The sequence below is a fragment of the Leptospira selangorensis genome (assembly GCF_004769405.1).
GTDB lineage: Bacteria > Spirochaetota > Leptospiria > Leptospirales > Leptospiraceae > Leptospira_B > Leptospira_B selangorensis.
In genome coordinates this window covers 1-21195 of sequence record NZ_RQES01000001.1, presented here as the reverse complement: position 1 = coordinate 21195, position 21195 = coordinate 1, and the positions used below count along the sequence as shown (strand labels likewise).

Sequence of the window (21195 nt, the reverse complement as noted above, 5' to 3'; positions counted from 1 at the left end):
TACTATTCGAAAAACAAACGCATCCTGGAAAGGTTTTCCAAAATGGCTTTGTAGGCCCGATCTCTATCTTCCGGATCTCCGAAAGGAAGCGATTTTACGTGGTTGAAGTCATGGTAGGTGATCTCTATCGAGTTTGCCGCCATGTTCTTTTTGATGGAGGAGATATAGTCTAGATTAATGACCTCGGTATCCCCCAATTTTAACCACATTCTATCTTATCCTCGGGATCTCTTCTCCCCGCCGGATAACATACTTTCCGGATCAAAATCGGTCAAGAAAATACACTTTTAAAACGCTTTTATTCCCCGGCTTACGAATTCGTGGAATTCTTTTCCTAATTCCGCGGTACCCAGTCCCTTTTTGTTTTCCAATTGGGTTTCGAACACGAATATGAACGCTTCTTTTTGCCACTCCCAACGGACGTAACATTTTTCCGCTCCCGATCCTTTGGCGCAGCCAGAAAATACTGTGGCCCTGGAATTTTCCCCGATTGGGAAATATTGGAATTGTCTGGAATTGAATTTTGCCTGGTCTGTTTCGGATACCAATTGTCTGAAATCGTTTGAATTATCCTCAGTGTAAGAAGAAGCCCGGAAACTTTCGAAATTGGAATTCGTGTCGGATACTTTACATTCGTAGAAGAGTCCCCTGGCGAATAATCTTCCTGAGTTGAGTAAAACGGAATGTCCGCCTGTATAATATACTACATCATAATTGAGTCGAAGTGCCGACGGATTTTCAGCTACGACCGAGGTCGGATTCTCCTGGTGGCTTTTGCATTCTGAGAAGGCCAGGGCGGATATAAGTAGAATGATACTTCTAAAAACCGATCTCATACAGATCTCCTTTATAATTTCGAAATACATAAGAAGAAGTTTTGGTTTCTTCCAGATAGTTCGCAGGTAGAGGTACTTTTCCTCCTCCTCCTGTCAGATCCACCACATATAACGGAACGCTCAGTCCGCTGATACTTCCTCGGATCTGTTTCATGAGTTCCACACCTTCTTCTATAGGGACCCTAAAATGAGAAGATCCGAATACCTCGTCGCATTGGTGCAAATAATACGGTTTGATCCCGATTTTGGTCAGTCCGTAGAATAAATCTGTCAAAGCTCCTACAGAATTATTGATCCCTTTCAAAAGTACAGCCTGGTTTAGAACGGTTACTGCACCTTCTTTCGCGAGCATCCCGATCCTTTCTTTTACAAGCTCAGTAAGCTCTTTGGAATGATTGAAATGTGTTACCAGATAGATCGGAAAATGTTTTTTGAGCACCTGACAGAGTTCCGACGTAATCCTCATAGGAAGTGTAACAGGGTATCTCGTATGGATACGAACCTGATTGATATGTGGAATAGATTTTAATTCGCCCAGAAGATAATCTAGTTTTGAATCAGAAAGATTTAAAGGATCTCCTCCTGAAAGGATTACTTCTTTGATCTCAGTATGTTCTCTAAAATAACGGATTGCATCTTTCCAATCTTCGGAGCCTGGCGTGTCTGCAGATTGGGATACCTTTCTTTTTCTGGTGCAGAATCTACAATAGACTGCACATACATGAGATAGATACCAAAGTGCTCTATCCGGATAACGATGAGTCACTCCTTTGACTGGCATATAGGATTCTTCTGCCAGCGGATCTCTTCTGTCCCAGGCTCTTGTATGTAACTCTTCTTTTCTTGGTAAAACTTGTAATCGAATAGGGCAGTTCGGATCTTCCGGATCTGCGAGATTCAAATAATAAGGAGTAGCGGAGAAGCTGAACACATCCGAGCAAGCGAGTAATGCTTCTTTTTCTTCAGAATTGATCCGGATGTAATTTTCCAGTTCGGATCCATCTTTGATCCGATTTTGGATCTGCCATTTCCAATCCAACCATTCCGATTCGGAAACTTTCTTTTGTTTTGGATGTGATGAAACGAGTTCCAAGAAGTCCTCTTACTGATGGATTCTCACGCCTGCAATTCTAGTCAACCGAGTATCCGTATAAAAAAGAAGGAAACCAAACATAGGTTTCCATTCGAGTCGTTTATTTATATAACCTCAAGGAGAATGCCCATCTATTAAAGTTGGAGACTTAGGAGAAGGATGAGCTAGATTTCCCGTTTTCTATTTTTGCCGAAGCGGAATTTTTGCCCGAAACCGCATTCATGCTTTTTACGGGGAAAAGTCCTCCCGAGGACTTACAGAATGAAAACCGGTCAGACCGGAGGGGGAAGGAAAAGATAACGATAAGCTAGGGTGTGAAAGTAAAAATTGCGATCTGAGTCATTCGGAAGAAGGCTACTCTTTAATCCGGAAGCTGACTGGGAGAATTTGGTGATTAATCCGATGACTGCATCGTCTGCACTCGTGGAGAATAAGGACGGAAGTCCTTGGTCATCACCATCTCTGAAAGATTGGGTTCTTGATTTTTTTTGGAAGGAATAACTTTTGGCGGAACTATAATCTCTGGCCACGACCTCACTGAAGAGGGCGAGTACCATGAATAAGATCAGAGGTAAAAGCCAAAGCCGCTTCATATCTATCTAACCTTAGACGGAACAAAACGGCTTTCGCAACCTTTTTTCGGGAAGAAAATCGGAATTTATGGTTTGATCGCTTCTACTTCTACAGTACTTAAAGTACTTCTTAAATAGCCGCTTTTCAGCACCATAGCCTGTCCTTCTTCCGAAGTGATATAAGTAATGAACTCATCAATTTTTTTACCTCTATCGGAGAGATAAAATAGGTACAAACCTCTAGAGAGTTTGTATTTTCTTTCGGAAACGTTTTGGATGCTCGGCTCCACAAAAGGATCTTTCCCGGTTTTGGAATAAGGAACTGCTTTCACTTTTCCTTTGTTCTGGATCTGAGCGCTTCCCATTCCCATAAATCCAACGGATGCGGTATCTTTCTCGATCAGATCTGCCATCTCATCGTTATCCGCAACTACCTTGGAATCATTCGTGAATTCTTTCTTCTTAAAAGTTTGGTATTCTTTTTCTCCTAAGTCTCTCTGTCTTAGAATATGAGTTTCGAAATAAGCTGCAGTTCCACTCTTATCGTTTCGAAGTACCACATGGATCGGTCCTGGTTTTCCACCTACTTGGGACCAATCTTTTATCTCCCCGGAGAATATTTTGGAGATTTGTTCTAAGGTAAGTTTAGAAACAGAGTTTGCCGGATTCACTACTACAGCGATCCCATCATAGCCGATCAGTACATTCTCGAATCTTCCTTTTCTTTCGAACTGGGTTTGTTCTTCAGGAGTTAAAGGTCTGGAAGAAGCGGCTATGTCCGTCTTGGCTTCGAATAATTTTTCAATCCCTTCGAAGGAACCTCCTCCTTGGACGGTCACTTCTATATTAGAATTCTTCTTAGCGTATCCGGCTGCTACCACGTTCAATAAAGTATGCATGGTTTCGGACCCCGTGATCAGTAAGGGTTCTTTTTTGCAATTGGCAACCGTTAGGACGGTAAACAGAAGGAGTAATAGCGTTAATTTTTGTTTCATCGAGTCTTTGGTTCTCCGGAAATCTTTTCCAAAAGGGGATTCTCCTCTTATAAGGCGAAAAGTCGAACGGATTTTGGCCTTGAAATATTACAATTAACGAGAGAGCCTGAGTACATCGCTTGACACCCGGCCTTCCCGCAAGGATATAGAAGTAGCGTATTTTTTATTTAGGTCGTTTATGAACTTAGGCATTACTGAAGTTAGAAAAGGAATGGTTCTCAAGGTAGAAGGAGAACTTTATTCCGTTGTAAAAAGCGAATTCGTGAATCCGGGAAAGGGTTCTGCCTTCATCCGCACAAAATTAAAGAACTTGGTTCGTAGTAGCTCCATCGAAAGAACCTTCAAGGCTGCGGAAAAATTAGAATCCGTAGAATTGGAAAAGAGACAGATGACCATCTGTTATTCCGAGGGTGATGATATCATCTTCATGGACACGAATGACTTCGAACAACTTCCGGTTTCTAAAGAATACTTAGAGGACATCCTTCCATTCTTAAAAGAAGAAACTGCTATGGAAGTTTCCTTCTATGAAGGTAAACCAATCGGAGTGATTCCTCCAAACTTTGCTATCCTGCAAGTAACTTATGCAGAAGAAGGTCTCAAAGGTGATACTTCTGGAACCGCTCTCAAAAGAGTAACTGTAGAAACAGGCGGAGAGATTAACGTACCTATTTTTATCAAACAAGGTGATTCTATCCGGATCGACTTGAGAGATCTTACCTACGTGGAGAGGGTCAATAAATAAGGTTTTATAAAGCGGTCTCATAAATATAAGGGACCGCAATTACCGCTTGAGGGTGCGGAGCTAAAAAAAGGGACACCACCTAAAGGAGGGCGCGAATGGCGACTATTATCCAAAAACCGGGACTACCGGAAATCAAAGACAACACTGAAGTTAAATCTTTCCTAAATAAAAGAGGGATCGAGTACGATCATTGGCCGGTTCCTAGTGCCTCTAATTCTCTTACGGATAAATTAACTCTTGTAGATGATGAGAAAGAAGCTCTTCTTAAAAATTTAGATAATCGTTTCGAGACATTGAAGGAGAAAGAAGGTTATCAATCTAGAGACCTAATCGTTCTTCATCCGCAAGTTCCCGGCTTAAACGAGATGTTAGCTAAATTTGATAAAGTGCATTATCATACCGACGACGAAGTTCGTTATATCGTAGACGGATCCGGGATTTTCGGATTCGCACTTGCCGGTGAAAAGTTTTTAGTAAGGGTGGAAAAAGACGACTTCATCTCCGTTCCTAAAAACACAAATCACTGGTTCACTCTAGACGAGAACAAAAGGATCAAAGCAGTCCGTTATTTCCAGGACATGAGTGGCTGGGTCCCTAATTACGTAGAAGAAACTACGGCTCTAGTTTAAAGAATGTCCCAAAAAAAAATCCTGGCCCGCCTTGCGGAGTCAGGAGTACTATATCATTCTAAAGGATGGATGCCTGGAACTGCAGGCAATCTTTCCATCAAAGATGAAAAAGATCCTAACGTATTCTGGGTAAGTGGAAGCGGTTTGGATAAAAACAAACTGACTCGAAAAGATTTTCTTCCTGTAGAAATAGAATCTGGAAAAGTATTAGAAGGTTGGAAAGGTAGAGAAGGTCTGAAACCTTCTGCTGAAACTTCTATCCACAGAGCAGTTTATAAAGCATTTCCAGAAATGGGATGTTCTCTTCATGTTCATACTCCTGAGTCCAATCTGATCGAGATAGGAGTTTCTAAAGAGAATCCTATTGAGGATCTGCCTCTTCTTCCTTTAGAAATTATAAAAGCATTCGGTATTTGGGATGAGAATCCGAATGTATCCGTTCCTGTTCTATACAATTATCCTAAGGTCCAAGATATCTCGGACCATTTGGAACAACATCTCATTCAAGCAAAACCCAGAGTTCCATTTTGCGTTATAGAAAAACATGGGATTACTGTTTGGGGAAAAGATCTGATCCAGGCAAATCGACATCTGGAAGCTGCGGATTTTATACTAAAAGTGCGGGCAATGTCCAAGTAAGAACATGGAACCCAAAAATATCCTGGTAGTCGGGGCCGGATCTGGGATCGGCAGATCTTTATTAGAAAAATTGAATACAAATCCTGAATATTTTCCGATCGGGATCTCCAGACGCGGAGTCCCCTTGGAGAAAGATCTAGAAAAAGGGACAAATTATCTTTGCGATCTGGGGGACAAAGACCAGATCCTCAAGTTTACTTCTTCACTTTTGCGATTTTGGAAAGAGATTCATGCAATCTATTTCGCTTCCGGGGATGGCTTATTCTTAAAGATAGAAAATCTGGAATGGGAAGATCTTCAAAAACATCTTACCCTAAATTTAAGTGCTCCTATTTTACTAACTTCTAAACTTTTGCCTTCTATGAAGAAGGGATCTCTTCTATGTTATATATCTTCCACTGCGGGGAAACAGGGATTTCCGGAATCTTCTCCTTATTGCGCTTCTAAACATGGTCTGGCCGGTTTCGCAAAAGCAATTCGGGAAGAAGTAAAGGATCGTGGAATAAGAGTGACTACCGTATATGCAGGAGCGATCGATACTCCAATTTGGGATGGAAGAGAAGGGTTTAAAAGAGAAGATATGATACCTGCGTCGGACGCTGCAATTTTTCTAGAAAGTTTATATTCTCTTCCTGCAAGTTTCAACCAGGATGAGATACTTTTTCTTCCACCTAAAGGTGTACTTTAAATTTTAGGTTTCTGCCCAACGTTCTCTGATCGCTAAAAGATCAGGCATCAAATTTAAGAAGATAGGAACAAGACCTGGGTCAAAATGAGATCCGGCACCTTTTCGGATATGATTGACCGCGTCTTCTATACTCCAGGCTTTTTTGTAAGGTCTTTCGGTAGTGAGCGCATCGAATACGTCCGCGATCGTTACGATCCTCGCTTCTACCGGAATTGTATCTCCTTTAATCCCGTTCGGATAACCGCTCCCATCCCATTTTTCGTGGTGGTTTAAAGCGATACTTTTTGCCATTTTTAAGAGGGAAGAATCATGATCTCCAATGATTTCCGCGCCTATAGTAGGATGGGTTTTCATGATATCCCATTCTTCCGGATCTAATTTACCTGGTTTTTGTAATATACTATCTGGGATCCCGATTTTACCTATATCATGCATCGGTGATGCATGTAAAATTTTATCTGCAGTTTCCTGAGAATAACCTAAAGCCTTCGCTAGAGTTTGAGAATAATGACTCATTCGGATCACATGAAGACCTGTTTCATTGTCCTTGTATTCCGCTGCCAGTCCTAATCTTTGGATGATCTGTAACCTAGTTTCCTTTAACTCATCGTTTCTGACCAAAGAAAGATGTGTTTTTACTCTTGCCTTAACGATCGCAGGACTTACAGGTTTTGTAATATAGTCTACTGCTCCCGCTTCGAAACCATCCGCCTCATCTTCTTCTTCCGCCATTGCCGTCACGAAAATCACAGGCATTCTTGAAGTAGAAGGTTCGTTTCTGAGTTTTTTACAGGTTTCATGCCCGGTCATTCCAGGCATCATCACGTCCAAAAGGATAAGATTTGGTTTTTCTGAAATAGCTAATTCTATAGCTTTGATCCCGTCTTTCGCGAAAAAAAGTCTATAATCTTCTTGTAATATTTGTTTGAGTACTTGCAGGTTTGCTGCTTCATCGTCTACGACCAAAATTTTAGGTCTGTCATCAAGTGGATGGCTCATTCTATTTTCCGAAATCCGTTTATAATTCGAGTTGGGTAACGAATTTTTTAAGAAGAGTATATGCCTCTTCGAATTCGAATTGTTCTATTTTAGAACGAAAAGATTTAAAATCGGAATTTTCCACTTTTGTTCGGATCAGATCCGAAAATTCTTCTAAATAATCTTCTTCTATCGAACCTCTTTGGAAAGAGTCGGATAGTTCTTTTGCTAGAACGGACGCTTTTTTAGGATCCCATTCCGCTCCTTCCTTTTCGGAAAGAGCAATTTCCGGATTTTCGATCATTTCAGAATAATCTAATACTCTTGCGATCTCAGCTATCAGCTGATCCATCTCCACAGGCTTGGAGACAAATCCGTCCATCCCGGCCGCAGTCGCTGCATTTTTATCTTCTTCAAATACGCTTGCGGTCAATGCTAAAATAGGGGTCTTGGAAACATTTTCCTGGGCCTCATGCATTCGGATTACTTTAGTTGCCTGGCGACCATCCAATCCGGGCATCTGTACGTCCATTAGAACCAGATCAAAAGATCCAGTCGTGACTTTTTTTACCGCGTCTTCGCCGTTATACGACGATTCCACCTGATGCCCTAGGTTTTGCAGAAGGAGGGAAATTAATTCCGTATTTTTTTCCACATCATCCACAACAAGGATCTTTAAAGAAGGAAGTTTGATCCCTGTTTGCACCTTGTTTTCTTGTCTAGGTTTCCCTTCTTCCAAAGGAAGAAGTACATGGAATGTACTTCCTTTCCCGATAACACTCTCTGCCCAGATCCTACCGCCCATCAATTCCGTTAGCTGTTTACAGATTGTGGTCCCTAATCCTGTTCCACCAAAACGTCTTGTTGTGGAAATGTCTGCCTGAGTGAACGGTTCAAAAATTTTATCCAAACGATCTGCTTGGATTCCGATCCCAGTATCTTGTACCGCAAAGTGAAGGTTTCCTTCTTCTCTGGTTACTTTTAAACTTACTTTTCCATTATCAGTGAATTTGACAGCGTTACCGATCAGGTTCATCAGGATTTGTCTGATCCTTAAAGAATCTCCCTTATAAAATTCAGGAAGATCTGGACCTTGTATCACTTCGAATTCTAAATTTTTCTTTCTAGTGCTGATACCTAAAGTGGATTTTAATTCTGCGATCAATTTGAAAAGGGAGAAGTCCATTTCTTCCAATTCCACCGCTCCTTTTTCCAACTTAGCAGTGTTTAAGATATCATTCAAAAGTCTTAATAAAGATTTTGCCGAACTTTTGACTGTTTCCAAATGGGTTCTATGATTTTTTTCTAATTCGTCTGAAAGTAGAACTTCCGTAAATCCTAAAATAGCATTCATTGGGGTTCGGATCTCATGGCTCATGTTTGCCAAAAAGGAAGTTTTAGTGATCGCTGCAAGTTCCGCTTTTTCTTTTTCCTTACGTAACGCTTCTTCGATCCTTCTTCTTTCTGTGATATCTAAAATAACTCCGTCGATGAAGATTGCTTCTCCATTTCCACCATAGACTCCGCATCCATTATCCCAAAGCCATCTAATCTCTCCGTTTTGGTGGATGATCCTATATTCTAAAGTAAATGCTCTTTTCCCTGCGACTGCAGAATCGACTATGGACTCTACCATTTTAAGATCATCAGGATGCACAATATCTTTGAAAGATCGTACGGATCCTGCGCTTATAAAATCATGGACAGGATAACCGGTGATTGATTCGGAAGCATCACTCATGAATAACATATTCCAATCATTATTAGGAAGACATCTGTAAGTGATCCCTGGAATATTTTCGATCAAGGAACGCACTTGTTGCTCGCTTTGTTTTAATGCGTTTTCGATCATTTTTCTTTCGCTGATATCCGTTACAAAACCAACAAATAGATCTTCTCCGGCAAGTTTTCCGTGACCAATTGCTAATCGTACTGGAAAGTCGGATCCATCTTTTCTAACACCTATAACTTCTCTACTGCTTCCAATAATTTTAGCGAAGCCTGCACTTAACATTATCTCCGAGTTTTTATCTTTTACAGTGTAGTACGGATCAGGCATTAGCTCTCTGATATTTTTTCCGATCACTTCTTTGTTTAGATAACCGAAGATCAATTCTGCAGAACGGTTAAACTCTCGGATCCTACCTTGAGAATCCATCGTGATTACGCCATCCACTGCAGTGGTGATGATTGTTCTAAGTCTGGATTCGCTTATCCTTAGATCGTTTACTAGATCACGATACCTTAAGAACCAGTTTACCGCAAATGCGAACAGAGTGAATGCGATCGTGATCAATGAAACGGCAAGGGCTAAGAATGTGGAATCCGCAGTTTGAGATATCAGATTTTTATCATCTTCTCCGATAAATCTTGCAGCTGCCATTCCGGTATAATGCATTCCGGAAATCGCAGACCCCATGGTGGTGGCAGAAATAAGAGAAGGCCAGAGGGCTCCTAATTTCAAATTTTCTAAACCGAACCTTACCCAAAGAGAGAGAATCGCAAGTACCACCGCAACTACGATGGATAATGCAAAGAACCATGGATCATAACGTAAGTAAGGAGCGGTTTCCACGGCTCCCATGCCTGTATAATGCATCGCTCCAATCCCGGAGCCCACAAGTACTCCGCCTAATATTAATTCCGTACCCGAAATTTTAGGTTTGCTAACGAATGACAGAGCAACTGTGGAAGCAAGAAGACTGGGAAAGATGGATAAGATAGTTAGACTTTTATCATATTGAACGGTTGTGCAGAGTTCAAAGGAAAGCATTCCGATAAAATGCATGGACCAAACACCGCAGCCCAATGCCAAACTTCCGGCTGAAGAAATTAAATATTTTGTAATCGGTGGAGAAGATTCCGGAACCTTCTGTCCTACGATCTGAAGAGCGATATAAGATGCAAATATCGCCATCAAAACTGAAAGGACTACCAGCCAAGGATTGTATGTGGCCGTAAGTAGTTTAGCTGAAGAATTATAAATGAAAAAATTATCTAAAAATGCGATCACAAAAACTCAGACCTCGAAAGGAAGCCCCACATAAAATATAGTATTTCCAGGAGAAGATTCAAACCAGATCCTTCCTTTATGTTTCTCTACAATTCGCTTCGCTATATCCAAACCTAAACCGGAACCTTCTCCCAAAGGTTTGGTAGTAAAGAATACATCAAATACTTGGTCTTTCACTTCTGCAGGGATGCCAGGCCCTTTATCTCGGATGGAAACTATTACTTCTTTATCTTGTAAGACAGCGTTTATTCCAATCGAACCTTTATACGACATTGCTTGGACGGAATTCATGATCAAATTTGTCCATAGATGCATTAAGTCATCCGGAAAACCTAAAAATTCCGGGATCCCATCTAAGTTAGTCGAAACTTCAACACCATGTTTGAACAGATTTTGGTATAATGTCAGAACAGTATCTATATTTTCTTTTAAGGAAAATTTTCTTTTCTTATGAGAGGACTCAAAATGTGCAAAACTTCTAAGCGCGTAAACGATTTTTGCGGAACGTTCTACTGCGGTCTTGATCGTATCCACACATTGTTCCGGACCCAAAAGATTTAAAAAGAAGGGTAGAAGTTCCCTTGTATTCTGATTTTTTAATATTCTTTCGAAATTTTTCCAAGAAGATGCAATTCCGAAATCCACAAAAAAATCGGCGGTTTCTTCCGGGAAAAGAATATTTGCCGACTTCATTTCAGTTTTGATCTCTGCAAGTATCCTTCTTCTTTCCAGACCGATCAATATTTCTTTGGAAGAAACTCCCAAAGAAATCAGTTCTTTATATGAATTCCAATCTTCGTCGGATAAAGAAGAGAGAAGTGGAAGAATAGAACGTAAATCTGTTCTGATCTTTTCTAAATAAGATAGAATATTAAAACCTGCGGCTTGGATTGCGCCTATGGGATTATTGATCTCATGAGCGATCCCTGCAGCTAATTGCCCTAGGTCCGCAAGTTTAGATGCTTGGATCAGTTTTGCTTGGGTCCTTTTTAGATTCTGAAGAGCATCTTCCAGATCGAATTTTTGGGATTCGATGATTTCCTTTTGAGCTAGAATTTCTTCATTCGCTCTTTGTAATGTTTCTATTCTGAATTCTGCTTCCTTTAAGCCTGTGGCGTCGGTTCCGGTAGAGATCACATATTGTAAATGGCCGTTTCTATCCCTAACTTCTTTATGTTCCCAAAGAGTTCTTCTGGATTTTCCGTCTTTGGTCCTAAGAAGTACACTTGTGTGTTTTGGGAACTTCTTCTTTGCGAATCGTAGTTCGAAAACTTTTGCGATAGCCTTACTTTCTTCCGCAAATAGTTCCGTTTCCCAAAAAACTTTTCCTTCCAACTCCATTAGGTCGAATCCTGTGGTTTGTAAGCAGGCTCTATTCAATAAAATTAATTTACCATCACCGTCTAAAACTAAGAATAAGATACTAGTGGAATCTAAAATACTCTGAAGAATATCCCTTCTTTCCGAAAGTTTTCTTTCGGAAATTGCCCTTTGGGTCACATCTCTCAAAACTACGATCGTAAAATGAGAACCTTCTGCTCTTTGGGAACGAACGGAAACATCATAATATTTTCCATGATTCGTTTTCCATTCCGTATTTGCCTTTCGGCTGGCATGGCATTCTTCTATAAGAACATCCAGATCGGGAAGAAATTCGGAAAGTTTGGAATTTTGTTTGAGCCTTGCCGTTCCGAGTAGATGTAGAGCGGAAACATTACAGTCCAAAAGGAAACCGGAAGAATTCATTACAAAAACTGCATCTTGAATGTATTCGAAAACTTGGTTTCTCGCCAAAGGAATAAGATTTAAGATCCTAAAATAGAAAAGACCGTACATCCAAACGATCAAAGCAAAACTTGCCGTTAAAGGAAAAATATCTAGTTTAGGATGGATGAAAGGAATAAAACCTCCGGCAGTCATTACCTGACTTCCGAAAGGAAGTGAGATCCCTATCATAAATACCAAACATCTTATTCTGTGGAACGCTCTTTGTGACCAAGCACCGTATATCAAAATTATAATACACAAAGTGAATATGGAGATTGAATTGATAACATAGACCTGCATCCAAGGTCCATATTCGTAGATGAGAGCCAACCAAGGAGCGGAGGGGTCGAATCTGAAAGAAGGGCGGATCCATTCTTCCGGTCCGAACCAAACCGCGATTTCGGTGCAGATAGGAATGATAGAAAAAAGAAGGATACTGATCGGGTGAATGAATCTATTTAAGTTTGCTACTCTTAAGCAGAGGAAAAGAAGAGAAGCGATCAGAAGGTCCGGGCCTATAAATTGGAAATTATCCCAAAAAATAATATTCTCCGGTCTTATGCTGACTATCTCCCAAAAATAACCGAAGCTATACAGAACGATCCCAAGACACACCAGGATGAATTCAGGAGCGCCGGAAGTTTGTCTACTTTTGAATCCTGTTCTAAGAGAGAGAAAAGAAAGAAAGAGGCTAATTAAGGGAAGGATCGCGTAAGGTGTCCATTTGAACCAGGCTAAAGATTGGACTTCCGTTCCCATGCAAACTAATTTTGAACGCCACCCCTTCGGCTCAAGGAGAAAGTTTCTAAGCTTAAAATATAAGACGTATTAGTTGAGTATATCCAATCTTTGAAGAGTAAATTTATCTCTTAAGTAAAGAAATTATAGAGTTAAATGTCTATTTCAGTTACGGAAACCGACCGCAGTTCCTGCTTTTTCTCCCAAGGTAAAGAAGAAGGATGCACCTTCTCCTATTTTACCTTCTGCCCAAACCGAACCCTTGTATCGTGTGACGATCCTATGTACGATTGCAAGACCGACTCCTGTGCCTGAGAATTCGTCTTGTCTATGCAATCTTTGGAAAACGCCGAAGAGCCGATTATAATATTTCATATCGAAACCGGCTCCATTGTCTTTTACGAAGAACGTTTTACCTTTTTCTGTATTAGTAACTCCGATCTCGACCTTAGGTTTTTCTTTTTTGGCGGAATATTTTACGGCGTTGGAGATCAGATTCTGGAATACGTAAGACATCATGTCTCGGTCCGTGGTTACTTTCGCGAGTGGATGAATTATAATTTCAGCATTATGTTCTGTTTGGTCCCTGATCTGACTTACTACATTTTCCGCAACTTCGGTAAGATCAAAAGTGGAATCCTTGAGTTCCTTTTTTCCTACTTTAGAGAATTCTAATAAGTTATCGATTAGATTTTCCATTCTTTTCGTGGAGTCGATCAGTACATTTAAGAATCGTATCCCATCGGCATCCAAAACGGAGCTATGATCTTCTAAGATCATTTGAGTGTATCCCTGGATCGCTCTCAATGGCGCTCTTAAATCATGAGAAACCGAATAAGAGAATGCTTCCAACTCGGCGTTTGCGAATTCCAGTTCGAAGTTTTTCTGCTCTAATTTTACTAAATTTATTTTCCTATCTTCCGCAATAGCAAGAAGCGACTTCACTCTTACGATCAATTCTTCCGGATGGAAAGGTTTGCATAAATACTCGTCCGCCTTCGCTTCCCAACCTTTTAACATAGCTTCTCTATGAGTTAAAGCGGTAAGAAGTACTACGATTGTTTTGGAAATTTTAGGATCAGCCTTGATCTCTTTACAGAGTTGGACACCGTCCATCTCGGGCATCATCACGTCCGAAAGAACCAGATCGGGTTCCCAGGTATAAACTAATTTTATACCTTCTTTTCCGTTATGAGCGGACTTGACCTGGTATAAAGGAGAAAGAAGGGAATAAATATAACTAGAAAGATCCTCGTTATCTTCACAGATAAGGACTTTAGGCTTATCAGAAAAAGCCGTATCTTCTTTATTCGATATTTCTAAACTAGAATATTGAGGAGAATGGGAGAAAATTTTAGAAGAAGGATCCTTCTCCCCTGACTCCGCTTTTTGAGCCGGAATTTTGACGCTAAATTTGCTTCCTGAATCTAATTTGCTGTCAACTTCTACGGAGCCGCCTAAAAGTTCCGAAAAATCTTTTACCATCGCAAGACCTATTCCGGTCCCACCATACTTTCTGGTAGAAGAACCTTCCGCCTGTTGGAACTTTTTAAAGATGATCTTTTGATCTGCTTCCGATATCCCAATCCCGGAATCTTGAACGGTAAGAAAAAGTTGCTCTTTCGAATATGTTAGAGTAACCGAGATATTCCCATCTTTAGGAGTGAATTTTAATGCGTTGGAAAGAAGATTAAAAAATATCCTTTCAAATAAATAACGATCGATCAAAACATACAAGTCGGAAGAGGGTATCTCTTTTTGGATCCGTATATTCTTCTCCAAAGCGCTCGGCTCGAAATCTTTCAAAATCGATTGGATCAAATTACTGATATTTGTCGATTCAAGTTCCACCTTCATCTTTCCGGCTTCAAATTTAGAAAAATCTAATAGACTATTCACCATTTGAAGAAGTCTGACTGAATTATTGTGAACCGTTTCCAACATTTGGATATTATTGGAAGATAGATTGGATTTTTTATCCGTAAGAATGGATTCCACAGGAGCTAAGATCAAACTAAGAGGAGTTCTAAGCTCGTGGGAAACATTCGCAAAAAATTCGTTTTTGATCTTTTCGGTTTCTCTTAAACTTTTATTTGCAGATTGCAATTCCTGAGAACGGCGGATGATTTCCGTTTCCATCTCTTCGGTGCGGGAACGAAGCGTCTCTGTCATCTCCGATTGTTTTTCCCCCCTTTCTTTTAGAAGGACAAATTCTGTGACATCTTCTGCCTTATGGATGATACATATCACTTTGCCCTTTTTGTCTAAGACAGGAGAATTTAAAGGACTCCAATATTTAACAGTAAATCCTCCGCCTTCTTCTTCAGGAAGTTGGATATCGTATTTTTGGACTGCCATCGTATCCGGAGCTTTCGTTTCCAGAACACGGAGAAGGGAACTGCGAAGATTACTTACACCGGTTGCTTCCGGGTCATCCGGATTGTCGGGGAAGACCTCGAAAATTCCCCTGCCTACAATTTTATCTCTCTCTGTTAGAGTGGCTTTGAGATACCCATCACTCACTGCTATAATTTTGAGCTCGGGAGAAAGCACCAGGTACAAACCTGGAACAGATTCGAAAAGAAGACGAAAATCAGGGCTGGAAGAAGAATGATCCATCTGGTTTGCCTAATATAGAAATGAAATAGATCCAAAAATATACGAATTCATTTCAAAATTAAAGAATACGGATAAAATAGAATATCTAATTTCCTAAAAAGTTCCATTAGAATCCATTCCGTTTTTAAAGAACTAGGGAAGTTTTGTCATTCAAGAATTAGCCTTTGAGTGATGGTGTCACTTAAGTATACTTCCAAAAAATCCACCAACTGCGTATGTTAAACGGTCCTGATCTTCCGTTGGACCTCCTACAAAATTTTTTCTCTCTTAATCAATAAATTTGTCCGGAAGAGGCGCATAACGGATATTTTTCTGGTAACGTTCCTGAAATTTCGGAATTTGCTGGCAATAAGTCGAAACGCGAATAAAAAAGGCAAAATTCTACCCAGAAGCGTCAAATGAGGTCCGACGATTTCTTTTTTATAAGATTTTTTTTGTTTCAGTGTGACTGAAGGGGCGGAGCTATATTCTAAATTCAAAATAATTACTATACAAATATTTAGTATTTTCCTAAATTCTCCCTATGCCCCAAAAAATCAAAATTTGGAAACATTGGGAGAATGGACTCTGCTTCAGTGCCATTTCGTTTTCTTACGACACCGAACTCTTCCAAAAATTCTCCAAAATGCCGAATGCAGTTTGGAGCCATCAGTCCAAATTTTGGAAAATCCCGTTCTCTGAATCTTTTCTATCCGAATTTGTTTCTACTCATCGGGAGAAGATAGAAGCGGAGCCTGATATTCTTCTCATTCCACTCAAAACCGAGGTATTAAGGCGAAATTATAGCAAGAAAACCCTGAAGTCTTATTTTCTATATAACCGAGCTTTCTTAAGGTCCGTCGAAAAAAATCCATACACGGTTACCGAGTCCGAACTAAAGATCTACTTGGATCGGATTTTATACGAAAGAAACTTAGCTTCTAATTCCCTAAGATCAGCTCTTCAATCTTTTAAATTTTATTATAATACTGTAATAGGTAGCAGATTCCTAATATCTTATTCTCCTCCGAAAAGAGAGAACAAGATCCCGGAATCTTTATCCAGGAAAGAAGTTACCCGTATCATAGAATCTCTTTCCAATCCGAAACATAAACTTCTATTAAAACTTTGTTATGGATCCGGTTTAAGAGTAGGGGAACTCGTAAAGTTAAAAGGGTATGATTTAGATTGGGATAAAAAATCTATTCGTATCAGACAAGGTAAAGGAAAGAAGGACCGTTTCAGTCTTTTGCCAAATAGTTGCAAAGAAGATCTAAACGATTTGTTCAAACACCAAGTCAGAAGTTCCTGGATTTTCACTGGCCAAATTCCAGGCAAACATCTTAGCGTCAGAAGCGCGGAAAACATATTCACTTCTGCTAAGAAAAAAGCAGGCGTCACTAAAGATGTTTCGATCCACGATCTGAGACACGCATTTGCGATCCATCTCCTGGAGTCAGGCACATCGATTAAAATGATCCAAAGATTGCTTGGCCATGTATCTGTAAAAACTACGGAAATCTACGCTAGAATTGTTGACCCGATGGTTTCTAAGATCAAAAGTCCTCTGGACGATCTCTGATTATATACGGGATATGCCCTGTAAGCAGCTACATGGGCGAACATACGGATAGTTGGAGTTAGCCGGACATGCTTGCCAAATTCTATTGTTTAATAAATATTTTAGAAATATAGGGAAGGGGAAGCTTCAAAAGATTATTCGAAGAATCTGAAATTAAAAGCTTGAAAATACGAATTCTTATCGTATATTGTATCGTATGAAAGTGACCGCGATATTACCAGATGATTTAATTGCTGAGGTTCAGAAGTATTCTGGTGGTAAGAATATAACTGATTCACTCCAGAAGGCCCTTTCAGAATGGCTAAAACAAGCCAAAATAAGGAATCTGAACGCAAAGCTACATAAATCCCCACTTTCGTTTCAGGAAGACTTTTCCGGTGAAAATATAAGGGGCTTGAACCGAAATAGATGATCTTAGTAGATACTTCGGTTTGGATAGAATTCTTTAGAGGGAACGAACCTTATTTCAGTGAACTGAAAGAACTAATAGAATCTTCCGAAGTAATAGTTCATGAAGTTGTCTTTGGTGAATTGCTCCAAGGATGTAAAAATAAGACTGAAGTATCTTTTATTTTAGAGTATTGGGAAAATCTAAACACCTTAACTTCAGATGGTAGCTTTTTGTTAGCAGGCAAGCTATCGTTTGAAAGCAAGCATATCGATAAAGGTATTGGACTAATTGATTCAGTGCTTATTAATGAAGTTAGAAGTAAAAAACTTCGACTTTGGACATTAGATAAAAAGATACTTAAAGTATTAGATAAGAAAGAAATCTATTCGAGTTAGGGCAAGCACGTCGGCTAACTATCGGCTCTGACGCTTCGCTTCGAGATTGCTGCGCAACTCTCGCTTGGCGTCCGGCACATTTCGCTTTGTCATTCGTCTTGCAGAGCAAGCCTCATGCCAAGTGCTGTCGCACTCGCGAAACGTCGTCAAGCCTTGGTCGTTAGGCGTAATGGCTAAAAACGATACTTAGATGGAAGAAATATATCAAAAATTAAGAGACGCAACTAACGCCAAGAAAGAGGGAAATCTTGATAAAGCAATATCTCTCTTAAAAGAGGCATATTCGTTAGCTGAAGTCAGCTCTGTGCAGCTATTAATAGCGGAAGAGTTAAGACTTCCAATGTATCTTCAAGAAAATGGGAAGTCCGTTGAAGCGGAAAAAGTCCTTGGTGATCTTATTTTAAATAACAAAAAGGATAATATTCGGCTCCCTCAAGTTTTGGATAAGGTAAGATTATTCTATGAGCGTGAAAAAGATATTAAGAAAGCACTTGCTTTTGTCGTCACAGAAGCGGTTGCGCATGAAATAAATCAGTATATTATTTGGTTAACATATACTGTACGAGACTATTCTGGTTTTGAGAAAATTGAAGCTAAATATTATAAAGATAATTCAGTTGATCATCCTGTTATCAGTAAAATTGAAAAATTAAATAAAAAGGGAAAAATGAATATAAATGTTAAGCAATTCGAATCTATTTTTAAGAAATATTTTCTAAAATACATTACTACACTTTCCAAAGAAGAAAAAATTAATTGCTCTCAAAATAGAATGTTCGAGAAAATCTACGAAAATGAGAATACAGTAGCATTTAAACCGAAAGAGCCGGACTATTTAGGAAAAGTGTTATCTGAGATCATCGACGAATCTTTAAAGGAAGTTGATAGTTTGCTTACTACTTAGCCACTACGCCTAACTGTCGGCTTATCGCTGCGCTTCGAGATCGCTTACGCGACTCTTGCTTGGGCTCCGCCACATTTTGCTTTGTCACTCGTCTTGCAGTGGCAAGCCTCGCGCCAAGTGCTTGCGCACGCGCAAAACGTCGATAACCCTTGGTCGTTATACGAAATGGCTGGGAACTTTCCTTTTTACAAGAGTTGACAAAATATATCAAATATGATATATTGACGTTGTGAAGTTCAAAGTCCAGTTTTTGGGACCTGCCGAAGATTTCTTGCTAAAACTGGAGAATAAATTAAAGGCAAAAGCATTTAGAACTATCGAGTTGTTAGCAGAATTCGGCCCTGAACTTCGAGAACCTTTTTCGAAAAAGATTCAAGGTTATGCGGGATTGTTTGAACTAAGAGTTAAACAAGGTTCTAATATTTGCAGATTATTTTACTTTTTTGAAAAGGGTCGGGTTGTCATAATAACTTCTGGTTTTGTAAAGAAAGATCAAAAGACTGATAAAGATGAATTAACTAAAGCTTTCAAATTAATGAAAACTTATAAAGGAGATGGGCATGAAACTTAAGACTAAAGACTTTGATTCGCTTTTAAATAAAGAACTGAAGAATAAAGATTTTAAGAAAGAATATGATGCTCTCTCTAATGAATTTACTCTTGCCAAAGAAATTATTAAACTTCGCAAGAAAAGAAATTTAACCCAAAAGGATTTGGCAGAAAGAATTGGGACATCCCAACCGGCAATTGCAAGAATCGAGTCTGGGAATTATAGAAATTTATCGCTTTCTTTCATTAACCGCCTTGCTAAAGCATTGGATGCGGAACCTGTTATTCATTTAAAAAGTAAAGGTGCTTAGGCAACCAGCCACTTCGTATAACTGTCGGCTTGGCGTTGCGCTTCGGGATGCTTTCGCACCCTCGCTCCAGGCTACGCCACATTTCGCTTTGTCACTCGTCTTGCAAAGCAAGTCTCGCGCCAAGTGCTTGCGCACTGGCGAAACGTCGCCAACCCTTGGTCGTTAGGCGAAACGCTTTTAGACTAGTTTTGAGTTATAAAATCTTTGTGAGCGAAATTGTGAAATATACTCTTTCTTTATTGTTTCTTTTTACGATTATCTCATTTAGTGATCAAGTAGAAACAAAAGAAATCGAAAAGTGTAGTTCCGGATCAGTCAGAAAATCGAATATAAAAAATAATAAAGTCAAGTCTGCAGAAAATTTGTATGAACAGAAAATATTAAAGATCTTGAAAAAGAAGTTAACAGACCTAAAGAAATCAAAACTGAAAAATTCATTTAATGAAGGTAACTTCGATTCAAATATTTCTAAAAGCGATATTATGTTAAAATTTACATTCTTACTGAACTCGAAGGGAAAAGTTATTGATATAGCACTTCATTGTTCTAATATTCCTGAGAACATTAATAAAGCTATTTTGAATTCAGTTATGGAACTTAATTTCGGAATTGTTCCCAAAGACTTCCTTGAAAAAGGACTAATTATTGGGATATCAATTCCTTATAGTTATTTGTTCTGACTTAATTCAACATTAAAATACTGGGTAATAAAAAGCGCTTCGCCTAACTGTCGGCTTATCGCTGCGCTTCGAGATTGCTTCGCAACTCTCGCTTGGGCTACGCCACATTTTGCTTTGTCACTCGTCTTGCAGTGGCAAGCCTCGCGCCAAGTGCTTGCGCACGCGCAAAACGTCGTCAAGCCTTGGTCGTTATACGCCATTGGTAATAATTTTTAGAGAAAGTTAATGAAAAAAAGTAGAGCAGAAAAAGAAATTGAAGAAGGAAGTTGGAAAAATGCCATAGGAACTGGGATTTCTATTTGTGATACTATAATCAATGGAAATAGAGCAAGAGCCAATTTTTTCGTTTTCATTTCCATAGTTGTCATTGTCACGATTGGGACGTTTATTTTCAAACTTATTGATACTGCAGAGAAGACTTATAAATCTAGTGCGGAATCTCTTGAATTGCTTAAAATCCTTAATCCAGAAACTGCAAAAAATTATCTAAACATATATGATGGAGGTATTAGTAGATCCATAATAATTTCGTTAGTACTTTTACTTATTACATTAGTTGGTATTCTCATGGCGTTGTATAGACTTCATATTACTGAGATAAATAAATATGAGCATTTTAAAATCGGACTAATACGTCTTCATATCGCACTTATTTATTCGTCAGATGAAGATATGCCTGTAGCAAGTTTACTGGACAACGTTTTTAATCATACTCAGAAGTACGATAAACAAAAATTCCCAAGCTTAATTCCTGGCGCAGTTGCTTCTGATTCCATTTCGCTTATCTTAAATAAAATAGATGATCTAATAAAGGATGTTAGAAGGGTTGGATCTAAAAAATAATTTATTCTTCAATATTTTATAAAAACTTACCAACGGCGTATAACTGTCGGCTTATCGCTGCGCTTCAGGATTGCTTCGCAACCTTCGCTTGGGCTACGCCACATTTTGCTTTGTCACTCATCTTGCGTGGCAAGCTTCGTGCCAAGCGCTTCGCACTCGCAAAACGTCGATAACCCTTGGTCGTTAGGCGACATGGTGAAAATTAGATTTGTAATCGAATATATATTCAAAATAACAGTCATATTGGAG

The 21195-nt window shown here is 39.4% G+C and carries 21 protein-coding genes; 12 read left to right on the top strand and 9 right to left on the bottom strand.

Annotation, left to right across the window (positions count from 1 at the left end; translation table 11 throughout):
- Nucleotides 1-2: 2 nt before the first annotated feature.
- The 5 genes from EHO58_RS00110 to EHO58_RS00085 form a co-directional block, all read right to left on the bottom strand.
- Complete coding sequence (locus EHO58_RS00110) at nucleotides 3-209, bottom strand: hypothetical protein (protein ID WP_008589214.1); 207 nt, start codon at nucleotides 207-209, stop codon at nucleotides 3-5.
- A gap of 78 nt (nucleotides 210-287) precedes the next feature.
- Nucleotides 288-836 (bottom strand): hypothetical protein, encoded by a 549-nt coding sequence (locus EHO58_RS00105; protein WP_135677874.1) that lies wholly within the window; start codon nucleotides 834-836, stop codon nucleotides 288-290.
- Nucleotides 820-1929, bottom strand: coding sequence for a KamA family radical SAM protein (locus EHO58_RS00100; RefSeq protein ID WP_135677873.1), 1110 nt, complete (start codon nucleotides 1927-1929; stop codon nucleotides 820-822). The genes EHO58_RS00105 and EHO58_RS00100 overlap by 17 nt, the downstream gene beginning before the upstream one ends.
- 272 nt (nucleotides 1930-2201) lie before the next feature.
- A complete protein-coding gene (locus tag EHO58_RS00090) occupies nucleotides 2202-2522 on the bottom strand; it encodes a hypothetical protein (protein WP_135677871.1) in 321 nt (106 codons plus the stop codon).
- A gap of 65 nt (nucleotides 2523-2587) precedes the next feature.
- The gene (locus tag EHO58_RS00085; RefSeq protein ID WP_135626976.1) at nucleotides 2588-3496 is read right to left on the bottom strand and encodes a phosphate ABC transporter substrate-binding protein; all 909 of its coding nucleotides are present in this window, start codon (nucleotides 3494-3496) and stop codon (nucleotides 2588-2590) included.
- Nucleotides 3497-3674: 178 nt separating this feature from the next.
- On the opposite strand from EHO58_RS00085, the gene efp reads away from it, so the two are divergent.
- The 4 genes from efp to EHO58_RS00065 all read left to right on the top strand — a co-directional run bounded on the left by efp (nucleotide 3675) and on the right by EHO58_RS00065 (nucleotide 6197).
- Nucleotides 3675-4241 (top strand): elongation factor P, encoded by a 567-nt coding sequence (gene efp / locus EHO58_RS00080; RefSeq protein ID WP_135626977.1) that lies wholly within the window; start codon nucleotides 3675-3677, stop codon nucleotides 4239-4241.
- Nucleotides 4242-4336: 95 nt separating this feature from the next.
- Nucleotides 4337-4870, top strand: a complete 534-nt coding sequence (locus EHO58_RS00075) for a 1,2-dihydroxy-3-keto-5-methylthiopentene dioxygenase (RefSeq protein ID WP_135626978.1) — start codon at nucleotides 4337-4339, stop codon at nucleotides 4868-4870.
- Between the two features lie 3 nt (nucleotides 4871-4873).
- The gene (gene mtnB, locus EHO58_RS00070) at nucleotides 4874-5509 is read left to right on the top strand and encodes a methylthioribulose 1-phosphate dehydratase (protein WP_135626979.1); all 636 of its coding nucleotides are present in this window, start codon (nucleotides 4874-4876) and stop codon (nucleotides 5507-5509) included.
- Nucleotides 5510-5513: 4 nt separating this feature from the next.
- Nucleotides 5514-6197, top strand: a complete 684-nt coding sequence (locus EHO58_RS00065) for an SDR family NAD(P)-dependent oxidoreductase (protein ID WP_135677869.1) — start codon at nucleotides 5514-5516, stop codon at nucleotides 6195-6197.
- 3 nt (nucleotides 6198-6200) lie between these two features.
- Here the strand turns inward: EHO58_RS00065 and EHO58_RS00060 are convergent, their stop codons facing one another.
- The 4 genes from EHO58_RS00060 to EHO58_RS00045 all read right to left on the bottom strand — a co-directional run bounded on the left by EHO58_RS00060 (nucleotide 6201) and on the right by EHO58_RS00045 (nucleotide 15312).
- Nucleotides 6201-7196 (bottom strand): response regulator, encoded by a 996-nt coding sequence (locus EHO58_RS00060; RefSeq protein WP_135626981.1) that lies wholly within the window; start codon nucleotides 7194-7196, stop codon nucleotides 6201-6203.
- A 19-nt stretch (nucleotides 7197-7215) separates the two neighbouring features.
- Nucleotides 7216-10188 carry an MHYT domain-containing protein gene (locus EHO58_RS00055; RefSeq protein ID WP_135677867.1) on the bottom strand — a complete coding sequence of 991 codons (2973 nt, stop codon included), beginning with the start codon at nucleotides 10186-10188 and terminating at the stop codon, nucleotides 7216-7218.
- A 6-nt stretch (nucleotides 10189-10194) separates the two neighbouring features.
- Nucleotides 10195-12714: a histidine kinase N-terminal 7TM domain-containing protein gene (locus EHO58_RS00050; RefSeq protein ID WP_135677865.1), complete on the bottom strand. Its 2520-nt coding sequence runs from the start codon at nucleotides 12712-12714 to the stop codon at nucleotides 10195-10197.
- Between the two features lie 144 nt (nucleotides 12715-12858).
- Entirely contained in the window at nucleotides 12859-15312 is a 2454-nt protein-coding gene (locus tag EHO58_RS00045) for a hybrid sensor histidine kinase/response regulator (RefSeq protein ID WP_135677863.1), read from the bottom strand.
- Nucleotides 15313-15835: 523 nt separating this feature from the next.
- Between EHO58_RS00045 and EHO58_RS00040 the strand changes: the two genes are divergently transcribed.
- The 8 genes from EHO58_RS00040 to EHO58_RS00005 all read left to right on the top strand — a co-directional run bounded on the left by EHO58_RS00040 (nucleotide 15836) and on the right by EHO58_RS00005 (nucleotide 20946).
- Nucleotides 15836-16873 carry a tyrosine-type recombinase/integrase gene (locus EHO58_RS00040; protein ID WP_135677861.1) on the top strand — a complete coding sequence of 346 codons (1038 nt, stop codon included), beginning with the start codon at nucleotides 15836-15838 and terminating at the stop codon, nucleotides 16871-16873.
- A 196-nt stretch (nucleotides 16874-17069) separates the two neighbouring features.
- Nucleotides 17070-17285: a DUF2191 domain-containing protein gene (locus tag EHO58_RS00035; protein ID WP_135677859.1), complete on the top strand. Its 216-nt coding sequence runs from the start codon at nucleotides 17070-17072 to the stop codon at nucleotides 17283-17285.
- On the top strand, nucleotides 17282-17659 hold the full coding sequence (locus tag EHO58_RS00030; RefSeq protein WP_135677857.1) for a PIN domain-containing protein: 378 nt from the start codon (nucleotides 17282-17284) through the stop codon (nucleotides 17657-17659). Before EHO58_RS00035 ends, EHO58_RS00030 begins: the two co-directional genes overlap by 4 nt.
- A gap of 190 nt (nucleotides 17660-17849) precedes the next feature.
- The gene (locus EHO58_RS00025) at nucleotides 17850-18563 is read left to right on the top strand and encodes a hypothetical protein (protein WP_135677855.1); all 714 of its coding nucleotides are present in this window, start codon (nucleotides 17850-17852) and stop codon (nucleotides 18561-18563) included.
- 229 nt (nucleotides 18564-18792) lie between these two features.
- The gene (locus tag EHO58_RS00020) at nucleotides 18793-19134 is read left to right on the top strand and encodes a type II toxin-antitoxin system RelE/ParE family toxin (RefSeq protein WP_208728659.1); all 342 of its coding nucleotides are present in this window, start codon (nucleotides 18793-18795) and stop codon (nucleotides 19132-19134) included.
- Nucleotides 19124-19423, top strand: coding sequence for a helix-turn-helix domain-containing protein (locus EHO58_RS00015; RefSeq protein WP_135627470.1), 300 nt, complete (start codon nucleotides 19124-19126; stop codon nucleotides 19421-19423). The genes EHO58_RS00020 and EHO58_RS00015 overlap by 11 nt, the downstream gene beginning before the upstream one ends.
- Before the next feature lie 218 nt (nucleotides 19424-19641).
- A complete protein-coding gene (locus EHO58_RS00010; protein ID WP_135627531.1) occupies nucleotides 19642-20103 on the top strand; it encodes a hypothetical protein in 462 nt (153 codons plus the stop codon).
- A gap of 225 nt (nucleotides 20104-20328) precedes the next feature.
- Nucleotides 20329-20946, top strand: a complete 618-nt coding sequence (locus EHO58_RS00005; protein ID WP_135677851.1) for a hypothetical protein — start codon at nucleotides 20329-20331, stop codon at nucleotides 20944-20946.
- Nucleotides 20947-21195 lie beyond the last annotated feature (249 nt).